At 61.5% G+C, this 15,627-nt stretch carries 12 protein-coding genes; 6 read left to right on the top strand and 6 right to left on the bottom strand.

Annotated features, from left to right (window positions below):
- Positions 1-51: 51 nt before the first annotated feature.
- The gene (thiI, locus tag ACJO2E_RS17010) at positions 52-1,503 is read right to left on the bottom strand and encodes a tRNA uracil 4-sulfurtransferase ThiI (protein WP_406965423.1); all 1,452 of its coding nucleotides are present in this window, start codon (positions 1,501-1,503) and stop codon (positions 52-54) included.
- Positions 1,504-1,618: 115 nt separating this feature from the next.
- On the opposite strand from thiI, the gene ppnN reads away from it, so the two are divergent.
- Positions 1,619-3,004 carry a nucleotide 5'-monophosphate nucleosidase PpnN gene (ppnN, locus tag ACJO2E_RS17005; RefSeq protein WP_406965422.1) on the top strand — a complete coding sequence of 462 codons (1,386 nt, stop codon included), beginning with the start codon at positions 1,619-1,621 and terminating at the stop codon, positions 3,002-3,004.
- 60 nt (positions 3,005-3,064) lie between these two features.
- Here the strand turns inward: ppnN and ACJO2E_RS17000 are convergent, their stop codons facing one another.
- Positions 3,065-3,403, bottom strand: coding sequence for a c-type cytochrome (locus tag ACJO2E_RS17000; protein WP_406965420.1), 339 nt, complete (start codon positions 3,401-3,403; stop codon positions 3,065-3,067).
- 182 nt (positions 3,404-3,585) lie between these two features.
- Between ACJO2E_RS17000 and ACJO2E_RS16995 the strand changes: the two genes are divergently transcribed.
- Both ACJO2E_RS16995 and ACJO2E_RS16990 read left to right on the top strand, forming a co-directional pair.
- Complete coding sequence (locus ACJO2E_RS16995; RefSeq protein ID WP_406965419.1) at positions 3,586-4,689, top strand: enoyl-CoA hydratase/isomerase family protein; 1,104 nt, start codon at positions 3,586-3,588, stop codon at positions 4,687-4,689.
- Between the two features lie 158 nt (positions 4,690-4,847).
- Positions 4,848-7,676: a mechanosensitive ion channel domain-containing protein gene (locus tag ACJO2E_RS16990; protein WP_406965418.1), complete on the top strand. Its 2,829-nt coding sequence runs from the start codon at positions 4,848-4,850 to the stop codon at positions 7,674-7,676.
- A gap of 15 nt (positions 7,677-7,691) precedes the next feature.
- Here ACJO2E_RS16990 and ACJO2E_RS16985 read toward each other — a convergent pair whose 3' ends face one another.
- The 4 genes from ACJO2E_RS16985 to ACJO2E_RS16970 are packed head-to-tail and all read right to left on the bottom strand — an operon-like array spanning position 7,692 to position 10,382.
- Positions 7,692-8,339 (bottom strand): lysophospholipid acyltransferase family protein, encoded by a 648-nt coding sequence (locus ACJO2E_RS16985; protein ID WP_406965417.1) that lies wholly within the window; start codon positions 8,337-8,339, stop codon positions 7,692-7,694.
- 10 nt (positions 8,340-8,349) lie between these two features.
- Positions 8,350-9,306, bottom strand: a complete 957-nt coding sequence (locus tag ACJO2E_RS16980; protein ID WP_406965415.1) for a phosphatidate cytidylyltransferase — start codon at positions 9,304-9,306, stop codon at positions 8,350-8,352.
- A 3-nt stretch (positions 9,307-9,309) separates the two neighbouring features.
- Positions 9,310-9,972 (bottom strand): CDP-alcohol phosphatidyltransferase family protein, encoded by a 663-nt coding sequence (locus ACJO2E_RS16975; protein WP_406965414.1) that lies wholly within the window; start codon positions 9,970-9,972, stop codon positions 9,310-9,312.
- A 29-nt stretch (positions 9,973-10,001) separates the two neighbouring features.
- Positions 10,002-10,382, bottom strand: coding sequence for a hypothetical protein (locus tag ACJO2E_RS16970; RefSeq protein ID WP_406965412.1), 381 nt, complete (start codon positions 10,380-10,382; stop codon positions 10,002-10,004).
- 270 nt (positions 10,383-10,652) lie between these two features.
- Between ACJO2E_RS16970 and ACJO2E_RS16965 the strand changes: the two genes are divergently transcribed.
- The 3 genes from ACJO2E_RS16965 (at position 10,653) to ACJO2E_RS16955 (ending at position 15,528) form a co-directional block, all read left to right on the top strand.
- Positions 10,653-11,141 carry a DUF4124 domain-containing protein gene (locus tag ACJO2E_RS16965; RefSeq protein ID WP_406965411.1) on the top strand — a complete coding sequence of 163 codons (489 nt, stop codon included), beginning with the start codon at positions 10,653-10,655 and terminating at the stop codon, positions 11,139-11,141.
- A 148-nt stretch (positions 11,142-11,289) separates the two neighbouring features.
- Entirely contained in the window at positions 11,290-14,025 is a 2,736-nt protein-coding gene (locus ACJO2E_RS16960; RefSeq protein ID WP_406965409.1) for a site-2 protease family protein, read from the top strand.
- A 213-nt stretch (positions 14,026-14,238) separates the two neighbouring features.
- Entirely contained in the window at positions 14,239-15,528 is a 1,290-nt protein-coding gene (locus ACJO2E_RS16955; RefSeq protein ID WP_406965408.1) for a M48 family metallopeptidase, read from the top strand.
- Positions 15,529-15,627: the final 99 nt, after the last annotated feature.

Here is a 15,627-nt window from a genome sequence, read left to right as displayed (position 1 = left end):
GTGGAAACGGTTATTCCAACGACAGTTCAGCCAACAAGGGCAAGCGCCCCGTCAGCCCGGTACGTACACCTTGATGTTGTCGTGCCCCTCGGCCTTCAGGTGGCCGGCATGCATGCGGCTCATGGTGCCCTTGTCGCAATAGAGCAGGTAGCAGCGGCCCCTGTCCAGGTCATCAACCTGCTGGTTGAGTTCGTAGAACGGGATGTTGATCACCTCGTTATTGGTCAGTGTCAGGGGCGAACGCTGTTCTTCGTCCGGGTGACGCACGTCGATGATGACATCATCCACCGCCGGGGTGCTGACCAGTTCCACTTCCTCGGGGGTCACCTCCGAGATCATCATACGGGAAACCGGGGTTTCGGTGCGGTTGTCCACCGCCTGCTGCAGGGCAGCCGGATCCATCAGCGCCTCGTCCGCCTCGACCCGGTGCAATTTGGCCCGGGTGGCGGGTTTCTGGGAAATCACCCCGCAGTACTCGGGCATGTTGCGGGCGTAGGCTTCGGTGTCGATATCATGGGCGATACGAATGATCTGCTGCTTGTCCATGGCGATCAGGGGGCGCAGCACGATCATGTCGCTGGCCCGGTCCACCACATTCAGGTTGGTCAGGGTCTGGCTCGACACCTGGGCCACCGCATCCCCCATCACCAGGCCCTCGACCCGCAGCTCTTCCGCCACCCGGTCCGCCGCCTTCAGCATCTGGCGCTTGAGCACGACGCCCCAGTGCCGGTGATTGACCGAGCGCATGATCTCGGCTACTACTCCTTCGAAGGGCACGGACACAAACTTCACCGAATGGGACGAGCCATAACGCTGCCAGAGGTGACTGACCACCTGTTTCACGCCAACTTCGTGGGCATGCCCGCCCAGGTTGAAGAACAGGAAATGGCTGCGCAGGCCGCGCCGCATCATCAGGTAAGCCGCCACCGAGGAGTCGTAACCGCCGGAAATCAGCGTCATGACGGTTTCGACAGTGCCAATGGGGTAGCCGCCCATGCCTTCATGCTTGCGATGGGAAATGTGGAACCGGTCGTTGCGAACGTCGATGCGCACCTCCACATCCGGCTCCTTGAGCCGCACGCCGGCGGCCTCGGTGTGGGCCAGAAGATACCCGCCCACATGGCGTTCAAGCTCGCTGGAGGTGAAGTCGTGCTGACCGGTACGCCGGGCCCGGACCGCGAAGGTCTGACCGGCAAGACGCTGCCGGTAGGCCGCCAGGGCCTTGTCGGCGACATCATCCAGATCCTGCAGGGGATACACGGAAATCTCCTGGATGGTGGAAATGCCGGGAATGCGGCTCAACTCGTCCAGCACCGGGCTCAGCAGGCCCCGGTCCTCCGGAACGTCCACATCGATCCGGTCCCAGGCGCCTTCCACCCGGATGTCGTCGTCCAGCCGCACCAGCAGCTTGCGGATATTCTGGCGTAGCTGACGCATCTGCTGACGGCGGACGGGCTTGCTCTTGATGGCCACTTCGGCGGCCGGGCGGATCAGTAACATCATGGGATTAAAGGATCGGTCGAAGGTGACTGGCGTATTCGTCGTAAAACACCTAGTTTACCCGGTTCCCGTAATGGCTCAAAATCCGGCCTTGCCAAAATCAGAAAGGATGCCTGGAATGCAGAAACAACCCACGGCCAATGCCCTCGTGTCGCCGGAGGGCAGCCTCGAAATCCTGTCCAACCACGAGGTCAACCGCCTCAAGGATCGGAGCGAGGGCGGCCTCTATCAGTTGTTCCGGCAGTGTGCCCTGGCCGTGCTCAACACCGGCGCGGAAACCGATGACTGCAAGGACCTGATGGAGGCCTATGCCGACTTCGACATCCGGCTGGTGCCCCAGCCCCGGGGCCTCAAGCTGGAAGTGTTGAATGCGCCGGCCAGCGCCTTCGTAGATGGCGAGATGCTGCGGGCCATCCGCGAGCACCTGTTTGCGGTGCTCAGGGACCTGGTCTACTCGAATACCATTCCCTCCTCGGTGGCCGGTTTCCGGCGGGACAACCCGGAAGACATCACCAACCTGATCTTCCACGTGCTGCGTAATGCCCGGGCCCTGCAGGCGGGTCGCCAGCCCGACCTGGTGGTGTGCTGGGGCGGCCACTCCATCAGCCGCGAGGAATACACCTACAGCAAGGAAGTGGGCCACCAGTTGGGCCTGCGCGGTCTGAGCATCTGCACCGGTTGTGGTCCGGGCGCCATGAAGGGGCCCATGAAAGGCGCCACCATCGGTCACGCCAAGCAGCGGGTGAAGAATGGCCGCTACATCGGCATCACCGAACCTGGCATTATCGGTGCTGAGGCCCCCAACCCCATCGTCAACGAACTGGTGATCCTGCCGGATATCGAGAAGCGCCTGGAGGCCTTCGTGCGGGCCGGCCACGGCATCATCGTGTTCCCCGGCGGTGTGGGCACGGCGGAGGAAATCCTCTACCTGCTGGGCATCCTGCTGCATCCGGACAACGCCGATATCCCCTTCCCGGTGGTGTTCACCGGCCTGAAGGAGAACGCGGAATACTTCGAGATGATCGACCGCTTCATTCGCAACGCCCTGGGCAACAAGGCGGCGGAAAAGTACGAGATCATTATTGACGATCCGGTCCGGGTGGCCCAGGCCATGAAAAAGGGCGTCACCGAGGTGGAGACCTTCCGCCGGGCCATGCAGGACGCCTACCACTTCAACTGGATGCTGAAGATAGACCCGGTGTTCCAGCTACCGTTCGACCCCACCCACATCAGTATGCGGGCCCTGGACCTGCATACCAAACAGCCGGCACACCTGATCGCGGCCAACCTGCGCAAGGCATTCAGCGGCATCGTGGCGGGTAACGTGAAAGCGGACGGCATCCGCCAGGTGCAGGCGAAAGGTCCTTTCGAGATTGCCGGCGACCCGGTGCTGCTGGATCCCCTGGAAGAGATGCTGGCCGCTTTCGTGGCCCAGGACCGCATGAAACTGCCCGGCGGCTCCGCCTATATCCCCAGTTACCGGATTGTCAGCGGGGGGTACTGACCGCAGGGAGACAGAAAACCGGCCAGGCAAGGGCCGGTTTTTCATCGGGGACGGGCTGACCTATTCGCCCCCGTCCGCCGGCAGGCTGGCATAGTAGGCTGCCAGGTTGGCAATGTCCTCATCGCTGAGCCCGGAGGCCTGGCCCTGCATCACCGCCGCCTGGCCACCGCTACGCTCCTTGCTGCGATAGGCTTTCAGGGAGGAAATGAGGTAGGCCTCATTCTGGCCCGCCAGGTTGGGATACCCTGGAATCTGGGCAACACCGTTCCTGCCATGACAGGCTGCGCAAACCGCGGCCTTGGCCTTGCCAGCCTCGGGATTGCCGGCGGCGAAAACCGGACCAGCCCACATCACACTCATCATGAACGCACCTGCCACTACCACTTTGCCAACATTCATAGGTCTCTCCATCTGTTTTTTGATGTTATAACACAGGTTCGGGAGGTGGCGATTGAGACATATCAACGCAGTCTTCCCGCCTGTAACCTGCGACCTTAGTACGCTTTATTTCTGGTAAAGTTATCACCAAAGTAGGCTTTTCGAGCGTTGCAAGACAAACCAGAAGGACTGCGCCAGACAGCATGAGCATCCAGACCCGGGAAATCCCCTGCCGAAGTGGCATCCTCGGCATCCTCACCCTGAATTCGCCGGACAAACTGAATGCCCTGTCCTCCGCCATGCTGACCGGACTGCAGGCGCAACTGGATGCCTGGGCCGAGAACGACGACATCTGCCTGGTGCTGATCACCGCCAACGGTGATCGCGCCTTCTCGGCGGGGATCGATCTTCGGGAGGTATACCAGGCCACCCGGGCACCGGCACCTGCCGCAGCCGTTACAGATATATTCGCCCGGGAGTACCGGGTGGATTACACCCTGCACACCTTTCCCAAGCCGGTGATCACCCTGGCCCACGGCATTACCATGGGCGGCGGCATGGGCCTGCTGCAGGCCAGCCGCTACCGCCTGATCACACCGGAAACGGTCATGGCCATGCCCGAGGCCACCATCGGTCTGTTTCCCGACGCGGGGGCCAGCTGGTTCCTCAACCGTTTGCCGGGCAGTATCGGCCTGTTCATGGGCCTGACCGGGGCCCGGCTCAATGCCAGCGACGCCATGCGGGTGGGGCTGGCCGACCTGGCACTTGATCGCGAACGACAGGATGAGCTTGTCGAACGCATCAGCGAACAATACTGGACCGGCGAGATCGCTGCCGACGACAACCGCCTGTTCCGGCTGCTGAACCAGATCCGCGAGGCACGCCCGTCGGATCTGCCGGACAGTGAGCTGGCCCGCTATGAGCAGGATATCGCCCGCCTGTGCCGCCGGGATGAACTGCCAAGGGTGGTCGCAAGGCTGCTGGAAAGCCCGCCCGGCAATGACTGGTGGAACGCCTGCAAAGACAGCCTTCGCCAGGCCTGCCCGATCTCGCTGGGCCTGCTGGAGAGCCAGCTTGCCCATGGCCTGCAGATGTCCCTGAAGGATATCTTCCGGATGGAACTGGCCATGGCCGCCAACTGCGGTCGCCACCCCGACCTGCAGGAAGGCATCCGTGCCCTGGTCATCGACCGGGACCGGCACCCGACCTGGTCCTGCCATTCATTGGCCGAGGTATCGGAAGCGACCATTGAGGGTTATTTCGAGGCACCCTGGCCGGAACAGGAATCGCCACTGGCGGACCTCTGACCGGGTGTCGTGACGGTGTCGGTCTGTGGGCACCACTCCCCGACCGTTTACCAACACCCTGATCACGCTACACTGGTTATCTGGAACTGTCGTGGATGGCGCGTGCTGTCCAGGGCAAACAACGACTTCCCGAAAAGACAGAGGACGTTCCCGCGACCATGACAGCGTACCTGGCCTTCCCTCGCCCACGCGACTGCCTGATCATGTTGTTTTTACTGGTGTCGACGCTTACCACCGCACCGGCGACCGCCGCCGTCACCGACCTGTTGCCACCCGGCGTCCGCGACCTGGCCGGGAGTCAGGATAAGCAGTCGGATGGGGAAACCTCCGGGAACAACGGCGAAACCGGTGAATCACAAGTCGCCCAGGAAGAAGGGGCCACTGGCGAGGCCTCCGTTAATGAAGGGGAAGCCGAAGAACCACCACCGAAGCCTTCCGCCACCCCTGTGCAGCCAAGCCTGGAAGACTACGAGGAAGAGCCCGTTGAAAGCCAGCTCCAGGCCGCCGAGACCGCCGATATCCGCCAGCAGATCCAGGTGTTGCGCGACTCCCTCGACAAACGCCAGGCAGCGCTGGAGGCCACGAACCATCGGCTGGCTCATGCCGAGTCCCAACTGGAACGCCTCAACAAGGAATACCAGAGTTTCGAGTTGCGCCTGGAGAAAGCCGGCCTCAACCTGACCGGGGAGTACGCCCGCCTGCTGCGCCAACGCCTGGACCGCCTGGAAAGCCAGACCGTTGCCGCAGGGCTGACCCGGGGCATCAGCGAACAGCTTTCCTCGGCGCGGGAGGAACAACTTCGCCTCGAGGAATACGGCGCCATCACGTCCCCCGAAGCCACCAGTCGGAACCGGATGAAGCAGAAACGCAGTGACCTGATCGCTCAGCTCCACTCGGCGGTCACCCAACATATTGAAACGCTCAATGAGTACTACAACACCGTCATCGAGCTGCAAGACCGGTTCTACGCCTATCAGGAACTGCTACAGCAACGGCTGTTCTGGCTGCCCAGCGCCGACCCGGTCAGCCCCGACATGTTCGACCGCCTTTATCAGAGCGTTACCTGGTTCCTTTCCGGGTTCCGGGGGCCCGACCTCATGGAGGCCCTGGAGCGGTCGGTGTCCGAACGGGGCTTGCGCATCCTCGCGCTGACACTGGGCGTGGCCCTGCTGCTGGCCCGGCGCAGGAGCATCGTCCGGGCCCTGATCAACTCCGGACAGTACGTGGGCAATGTGGGTCGGGACAGAGTACGCTACACGATGGCCGCAGCCCTTTTCAGCGTGTTGCTGGCGTTGCCGGGGGTCCTCCTCCTGTCCATTCTGGCACTGTTGCTGAAGGAGGGTAACGCCTTTTTTGCAGCCCTTGCCTCGGGCCTGACCGGCGCGGCATTCGTGACCCTGCTGCTGCGGACCCTTCACTCCGTGGCCCGCCGGGACGGCCTGGCTGAGCGACATTTCCGCTGGAATGCCGACACCCAGCGGGCCATCCGCCGCAACATTCCGGTACTGTTGGCGGTCCTTGCTCCCGTCATCATCATCATGGCAACACTGGATACGCCCCAGGGGACCAGTTTCAACGACAGCCTTGGCCGCCTGTTGTTCGCCATTGCCTCGGTCACGCTTTCCCTGTTCGCCCACCGTGTGATGTCGTCGGTGCGCCTCCACCATCCCGAACGCCGCCTGCTGAAAGGGGCACATATCCTTGCCGTCAGCCTGCCGATACTGCTGGCACTGGCGTCATTCTGGGGCTATCACTACACCGCGCTGGAACTGGAAGGCCTGATGTTTATCAGCATCTCCTGGCTGGCCTTCGTCATGCTGTTTTACTATATGGCCCTGCGGGGGCTGGCGGTCAGGGAACGCCGGCTGACCCTGGATCGCCTGCGGGAACAGCGGGCTACCGAACGCCGGCTGGCGGAAACCCGGGAGGCGGCGGGATCCTCCGGCGAGGGGATACCGGTGACCCTGGACATGCCAGAGATGGACCTCAAGGACATCAGCCAGCAAAGCAAGGCGCTGCTCAAGATTCTTGCCGTTGTCCTGGCGGTAGCCGTGCTGTGGGTATTCTGGGCCGATGTCATACCAGCCCTTGCGGTATTCGACAACATTACCCTGTGGACCATCACGACCGGTGTTGAAGGGGCCGACCCGCTGCCCATCACCCTCGGTGACCTGATGATGGGCTTTCTGTTTGGTGCCGGCACAGTGCTCGCCGCCCGCAACCTTCCCGGCACTCTGGAGGTCATGCTTCTCAGCCGGCTCAAGCTGGAGCCCGGGGCGGGCTACGCCATCACCACCATGGCTACCTACGTCATCGTGTTCATCGGCATTGCCGCGTCGCTGGCGGTGATCGGTCTGCAGTGGTCCAAGCTGCAATGGCTGGTGGCGGCCCTCGGCGTTGGCCTGGGCTTTGGCCTGCAGGAAATCGTGGCCAACTTCGTTTCCGGCATCATCCTGCTGTTCGAGCGCCCCATCCGGGTGGGGGATACCGTGTCCATTGGCGGCACCACCGGCACCGTCTCCCGCATACGAATCCGCGCCACCACCCTGGTGGACTGGGACCGCAAGGAGCAGATCATCCCCAACAAGACGTTCGTGACCCAGGACCTGACCAACTGGACACTCACCGACCCCATTACCCGGGTCATTATTCGCGTGGGAGTGGCCTACGGTTCGGATGTGGACACGGTACGGGACCTGCTCTACGACGCAGCCATGAAGAACGACCGGGTGGTGGACAATCCGGCGCCGGCGGTTTTCTGCGTGGGCTTTGGCGACAGCAGTGTGAACTTCGAGGTGCGGGCGTTCGTCCGGGACCTGCTGGACATCATGCCATTGTCCCACGAACTGCATTCCGCCATTACCCGGTCACTACGGGAGGCGGGCATCGAGATTCCCTTCCCGCAGCGGGATATTCACATCCGCACCGCGTCGGGGCCCTGGAATCCCGGCCAGCCCGATGGCGGTCAACAGAAAGAGGATGACTGAATCGCCAGCAGCGGGCTACTCCTCCACCCGCCGGGTAAGGCACTGGGCCAACTGTTCATCAAACGCCCGGGAGAGCTGGTCCATGAACGCATCAGCGCTGTCACCGGGCACATGGGCCTCGCCCACGACGACATCGCAGTTGAACGGCACGATCATGGAGCCCCCCTTGGGCATGGCACGGCCAAGTCCGTGCATCACTACCGTGGTCACATTGACGCCGGTCACACTGCGGGCCAGGTGATAGATCCCCTTGCGCAATGGCTGCATCTGCTCCGGATCACCACGACTGCCCTCCGGAAACAGCAGCAGGATCTCCCCGTTGTCCAGCGCGGCCTGGCACTCGGCAAACAGCTCCTCCTTTGACGCACCACCCTGCCGATCCAGGGGAATAATGCCGATAACCCGGAGGGCAAACCAGGCCAGCAGCCGGTTACGCAGGAAATAGTCGGCCGCCGCCACCGGTCGCACCTTTGGCAACTGGCGGATGGGAAACAGCGCCATCAGCACCATGGTATCCAGGTGGCTGTTGTGATTGGCCGCGATGATGGCCGGGCCGGAGCGGGGAAGCCGCTCACGGTTATACAGGTTGAGCCCCAGCCCGATGAACACCACCGGCTTGACGATCAGCAGGAAGAACAGCTTTTTCAGGCTATTGCCAAACATGACGCCCCCTTCAGTACTTGAGGTAGTAGATGAAGTGGAAGAACAGCGGCGCCGTGTACATCAGGCTGTCGATGCGATCGAGGATGCCGCCATGACCCGGAATCAACTGGCCGGTATCCTTGATGCCCAGGTCCCGCTTGGTGGCCGACACCGTCAGGTCGCCCACGAACCCCGCCACGCCAATCAGCAGGCCGGCCCCCAGTCCCTCGAACCAGGACAGCGGCGTCAGCCAGGTGGACAGCAGCATCGCCAGTACCATGGTGGTGCCCACGCCCCCCAGGAATCCGGCCCAGGTCTTGTTGGGGCTGATCTTCGGCACGATCTTGCGCTTGCCCAGGGTCTTGCCCCAAAGGTACTGGGCCACGTCGTTGAACTGGGTCAGGAACAGCAGGTAGAGCACCAGCCCGATGGGCCCGCCCGCCGGGTTGCGCTCCCCGGGCAGGATCAGCAGGTAGGCAATGTGGCTGATGGCGAACACCGTGGTCATCACCGCCCACTGGTAGGAGGTGGCGGACCGGATAAAGCCCCGGGTTTCCCCCAGCATCAGCAGGGCAAAGGGAATGAACAGGAACAGGTAAACCGGGATAAAAATGATAAACACCCCGTACCAATCCAGGGCGACCCAGTAGTACTGAACCGGGATCATCAGGTACAGGGCCAGGATCACACGGCGGTCCGTATGCCGTACCGGCAGGATGGAGAAGAACTCCCGCAACGCCAGGAAGCTCAGTACGGCGAAGAACGCCAGCGACGCCCCGCGGCCGATGATCAGCACCACGAACACCACGCCGACCATGATCCACCAGGAGTTGATACGCTGGCGCAACTCCCGGTGAGCTTCCTCCGCCATACGGCTCGCCAGCAGGCGTTCCGCCACCGAGCCAATGACCAGCAGCAGGAATACCGCCAGCATGGCGTACTGGATGCTGGCGGGTAGCGAGAGAATCAACAGGAAAGACAGATCCATGGTTTATGCCTCCCCCCGGCTGAGCGCGTGATGGATACCCATCAGACGTCTACCACAGGTCACAGCGCTCCCCACCGCGACCACCCATAACGTCAGCCAGAGCGCCATACCGGGCGCTGCCCAGGTGCTGTCAAAAACGGATACCACACAGGCAATGGTCATCAGAGCCATTCGATGCTGCTTGGCCATGGGCCCCCGGAAATCCGCCGGCACCCCGAGGGAGCTGCCCAGCACCCGGACGTAGGCAGTGAGCACCGCCAGCAATGCCCCCAGCCAGCCCAGCCAGGGCGCGGAATCGAACCCCGGCAGTGAGTACCCCAGGGCCACCAGTAACAGGGCGTCACTGACCCGGTCCGGTACATCGTTGAACAGTTCGCCGGCGGGCGTACTCTTGCCCCCTTCGACCGCCACCATGCCATCGAACAGGTTGCACAGCAGGCGGCCCTGGATCATCGCCGCCGCCAGCAGCAGGCACAGCCAGCGCCATCCGCCATCCAGCACGCCACTGGCCAGGAAGGCGCCGGCCCCCAGCAGCGCAAACAGGATACTCCCCAGGGAAATCTGGTTGGGGGAGATCTCACGCTGCGCCAGCCAATGGGCGAACTGGCCAGACCACTGTTTCTGTCGAACCTTGAGCGGCCTTCTCTGGCCTTGTACATCATCCATTACTTACAACTCCGGGATATGAGTGACTTTCAGGGTAAGGACGCCTGGCGCTGAAGCTGGAGACTCAGAAACAGGCAATAGCAGAACGCCACCGTCGACGGTGGGACGATGGTCCGCCAGACATCGGGGGTCTGGCCAAGGGTATGCGCAAGGTAGAGAAAGGCCCCGGTCACCGACACGGTCAGGAAAGGAGGCACCAGCACCCGGCCAACCGGGGTCCGAAACCGCCGGACCTGCCAGGTCACCGCAGCTGCCATGATCAGGGTGACGACAAAACTGATGGCGCCCTGCACCAGGCAGGCAATCAGTGCCGGCTGCCAGCCGGCTTCCCGGTTGACCACCAGTGCCCAGCCTCCCCAGAGGGCAAAGGCCAGGCTGGCGGCCAGCAATTTTCCGGATGTCCTTTCCATGGTCTCCCGTCCCTGGAACAACGGCCTTTGGATTACCTGAATGTAACAGCGAATGCTACACCATGCATCCGACCGGTACTATCAGGGCCCGGCTCCCGCCCCGGCGAGCCGCAACGAAAAAGGTGAACCCGGTTCACAACCCGACCGCTTTTACATCAATTGACAATTCAGGGCTCCGCCCCCGGCACCGCCTCCGATAAACTTTATTCCACCCTAACCATCACCTTCGTCGCCCCGGTGGTTTGACCCGACCCTGTAAGGATACTGTTCATGATACAACGGATTCTGATCCTGCTGGCCCTCCCGGTCCTGCTGATGGCGTCGTCCATCACCCACGCCGGGGTGTACAAGTGCGAGATGAGTGACGGTCGCATCGCCTATTCCGACAAGCCCTGTACCAATGGCAGGTCCAGCGAGGTGCGGGTACGCAGCCACTCCGGTTCCAGCACCACCAGCCGGGCCAGCAGCGCCTCGCCCGTATCCGCTTCCGGTGACGGCCTGGACTGTTCAACCTCGGTGGCCAATGGGCAGGAATGGATCGAAAGCATGCGCAGCGTCGGCCATCGCAACCTGGATACCGGCCACATGTCGCGGGAGCAATATAACAACGGCATGAAACAGATTGACGACATGGCAGGCAACATCACGGTCGGTAACTGTCAGAGCTCAACCGGCAATACCCGCAAGTTCTTCGAGTGCCTGGGCGACATCTCCAACCACCTGGCCCGTTGCGGGCAGCGTCATAACCCGGTGTTCTGACGGAATAAACACCTTCACTCAACCGGGCTGATACAATCGGGCCGGATCCGGAATCCATTCCCGCTGATGTGTCATGGCTGGCAGAATTGATCATGAATATCCGTTAATGTCAGTCTGATTCCAAGCAGAGCAGGGAAAGCCTGGGCCCATGACGCAGATTGTTGTTATCGCCGTACTCCTGGTGGCCATCGCCTTCGCAGCGATGTTCGTGGCCGCCTATCGCCAGATCCGAAGCATGCGCTGGAAGCAGGCCCCTGTTTTCACGCCCATCGATGCACATCGTGTCCCCGGGAACGAAAAATCCCTTGTGGAGGAGAAAGCGCGCGAACTGGAAGCACTGGGGTTCGAGCCCCGCTTCTGGCTGGTGATCAACCCGCCGATGAGTCATCCGGATAGCACCCTTCACGGTCTCGTGCTTTTCCATCCCGACACCGGTAGCTACGGCGAAGTCACCATCCACCCGCAGCCCGAACCCGGCCATGAGTTCAACGTGGAATTCCTCCACTTCCCCGTCAACGGTGACATCCTCTACACCACCAACCGCATTCGCCATGTCCTGGGCGTAACCCCCCAGGGCTACCAGTGGGAAGATCCTTACCTGGATACCCTGGACGAACTCTGGGACTACCACCGGAACCGTGTTTCCGGTCAGGCAGCCAACGCAAGGGAAGTGTCTGCCAGCGAATTCTGCCGGCATGGCCATGCGTTCTTCGACGGCCTGGCGACCGAACTCTGCCACCGTGGAGACCTCACCATGGGCAATCGGGAAGCCGGCTACCGATTCAGCCACCTGGGAGCCTGGCGTCTCATCCGACGCATGCAGAAGGCGGGAAGCAAACTCGCAAAGGCCACGACACACAACGACCCTCAGACGCCCATGTTTCCCGATCCCCGGGTTTCCGTCATCGCCCACGCGAACAACGAGGCGGATATGGCCCGCAAACCCGCACCCGCTTCCCACAAGCTGGGCCTGTTGCTGGTTTCCCTGGTGCTGTTCATGATCAGCTTCGGTATGCGGCTGGACCTGACCGCCCTGATCGTCCTTGTGGCGGTCCTGTTCTTCCACGAAATGGGCCATATAGCGGCCATGCGGCTGTGTGGATTCCAGCGTTTGCAGGTGCTGTTCATCCCCTTCCTTGGCGCCATTGCCCGGGGCGAGAAAGAGGGCGCCTCCCCCCTGCAGGGCACCTTCATTGCCCTGGCGGGACCGGTGCCCGGCATCCTGCTTGGGGCTGCACTCTGGCTCACCTACCCCGAGTGGAGCCCGGAGTGGATGAGCACACTGATTTTCATGTTGTTGTTCATCAACTTCTTCAACCTGCTGCCCATCTACCCCCTTGACGGCGGCCAGGTGGCCAACCTCCTGATATTCCAGCGCTGGCCCGGACTCCAGGCCGCCTTTGGCGGGACCAGTATGCTGGCCTTCTTCGGGCTGGCCTGGTGGCTGTCCGAGCCATTACTGGCCGGTATCGGCATACTGCTGGCGTTCGGCCTGGTTCACCAGTACCGGGAAGCACAGGTACTCGCCCATATCCGGCGTGGTGCCCGGGATGGGCAGAAGACCGGAGAGGCACCTTCCCTGCATGCCATCTATCAGGGCTTCGAGGCCACGCGGACCATCCTGCCCTTCCATGGCCGCTTCCAGCTTGCCAGAGGGTTGAGCAAGCGACTCAAGGAGCCCACACCAACACTGCGGGACAGCGTTATCGGGCTTGCCCTGTACCTGCTCTTCCTGCTGGGAACACCGGTAGCCGCCGCCTATCACGGCATTGTGGACTGGCCGTTCAATGACTACGAGACCGTAGACTGGGAAGCTCGCCTCGCCGAGACAGAGGACGATGCAACGCGGGCCCAGGTACTGTACTCCGCTGCCCGGGACGCCTATTACATGGATCGCTTCCAGAAAGCGCGGGAGTATCTGGACGAGTCCCGGGAATTGCTGGCCAGACTGGGTCTGTCGGAGTCGCTGTCAATGGCCCGGAACCTGCACCTGTCGGCGGAGATCGCCCACTACTACGACGAGGAACTGGCAGGCGACGATACGGAAGCCCTTGAGCAGCTACGGAAAGACGCCATCAACGATCTGCAGCGGGCCGTGGAGCTCTATCAGCTCAACGAGTCAACGGTTGAGGCCATTGACGGCCACGCCGAAGCGCTGGACCAGCTGGCCAGCATCGCAGAAACAGACGATGCGCCAGAACAGGCGTTGGCATATCTCAAGGAAGCCGAAGCACTCTGGAGGCAACTGGCCGCGGAGGACAACGGCTACAGCCTGGTTTACAACCTGAATCATCAGGCCAGGGTGTACTCCGAACTGGAGAATCACACTGCGGCCATCGGTCGCCTTCGGGAGAGCATGTCAGTAGCCAGGAGCATGGACGAATTCTCCCGCCCTTACCTCCTGCGGACTTCCGCCAACCAGCTCATCGACCTGCACCTTGACCTTGGTGAGTACAACAGGGCCCTGGCACTGGCGGACGAACTCCGCGACCAACCGGACATGGAACCCGACCTGTCGGAACGACGCGCCTGGGCACACTTCAAGCTCAGCGACCATACCAGTGCCAGGGCCGACCTGGAGGCTGCCATTACCACCCTGGAGTCCAATGAAGGCGAAGACTACCGCTATTATTACGACAAGGAGAAAGCAGATTACCTGGCCCAGTTACTGATGGTGCACCGTGAGGAAAGCCATGGAGGCCTGACCCGCGAACCACCTACCCGGGATACCGAACGTTTGCTGGCGGAGCTTGACGCCATCGACCTGAGTCCCGAAGACTACAAGGCCCACCTGCAACGCCAGTGCGAATGTGGCGACAAGTCCGGCTACCGCTACCAGCGTAGCCTGCTGATGCGAGATGCGGTTCACGAATATTTGCCCTAGTTCGGTATCCGCCTCTCTGAAAAGCGATAGGTTAGCGGGCCAGCCCGCACCCGGAAAGCCACTCTGGAAACGACTGCCAATTTGAGAACTGCTGCACGTTTGCCCATACCTCTCTGGACAGATTAATTAATTTTGGGCAATCTTTTTGCCCAACCTGCAATGGCCATAGGTCATTTCGCTCTTTTTAATGCATTCTCAAGGAATCATTACCATATGGATCTGGTCTACAAGAACGAAAAACCGTTATTCGTGATTGCTGCCCTTATCTCCGGGCTCTTCTGGCTGGCTCTGGTGCTGGGCACCCTGGGCATCTTCCTTATCTATGTCCTGCTTGCCTACGTCATCTTCCTGTTCGCCCACTCTGCCTTTATTTCTCACCTGAAGGGGTCGGGGGTGAAAATAACCCCCGAACAATATCCGGACCTGCACGCCAAACTGGTCAAGAGCTGTGAGCGGGTAGGACTGAAAGAGGTGCCCGATGCCTACCTGCTCCGGACTGACTTCTTCAATGCGCTGGCCACGCGGTTCCTTGGGCGCAGCTTTGTGGTCCTGTTCACGGATGTGGTGGACGCCCTGGAAGATCATCCAGACGCTATCGACTTCTACATCGGCCACGAGCTGGGACACATCCACCGCAATCATCTGTTGTGGAAGCCTTTACTCATGCCCGCCTCCATCCTGCCACTGCTGGGGCCGGCACTGCGACGGGCGGAAGAGTATACCTGTGACCGTTACGGCACCGCCTGCTGCGAGGCTGAAGATGACGTGAAAGCGGCTCTTGCTGCCATTGCTGCGGGTGACTCACGCTGGAAAACCATCAATGTGAGTGCTTATCTCGAGCAGACCAGGATCACCAGCGGGTTCTGGATGTCGTTCCATGAACTGACTGGCGACTACCCCTGGCTCACCAAACGCATGGCCACGGCACTCGCCCTGCACCGTGGCGAGAAAGTATCCCATCCGTCCCGTCACGGGCTGGCGTGGCTACTGGCCCTGTTTATTCCCAGAACTGGAGTCGGTGGCGGTATCGCCTCGATCTTCGTCGTTATTGCCATCATCGGTATCCTGGCGGCGATCGCCATTCCGGCATACAAGGATTACCAGCAGCGCGCCGCCATGACATCGGGTTATGGGGCATATTCCGACATGGATATGGCCGGGGCGGAGGCGGATACCACCGACTCATCGATCCGGCTTCGCGCAGCCTATTTTGAAGCTTACCCGCTTCAGCAGGAGGTGACGGATTACGCCATTGAAAACCAGGAATGGCCGGCGTCCCTGGAAAACCTGGGCTACCCGGACGTCACCATCGCCAACCACGAGCTCAGTTACGACATTGATCTTTACGATGGCGGCATGATTGGCGTCTGGATGGGCAACGATGTGTACGGCGAAGGAGAGTACCTGGTGATGGAGCCACAGGTGGACGAACAGGGGCAGATTAGCTGGCTTTGCTATGGGCAGAATGTGGACACAGGAGCGTTGCCCGCGGAGTGTCGCTGAGGGGGAAGGCCCCCTCTTTCGCGACCTGGACTGTCGAATGAAACGGACCGGTAACGGGGTGTAAACATCCCTGTTTCTGTAGACCACCACCGACCGATC

The organism is Marinobacter shunpengi, from assembly GCF_045449695.1.
In the GTDB taxonomy this organism is placed as follows: Bacteria; Pseudomonadota; Gammaproteobacteria; order Pseudomonadales; family Oleiphilaceae; genus Marinobacter.
Note: the sequence above shows the minus strand (reverse complement) of the source record. Positions and strands in the feature narration are given on the sequence as shown.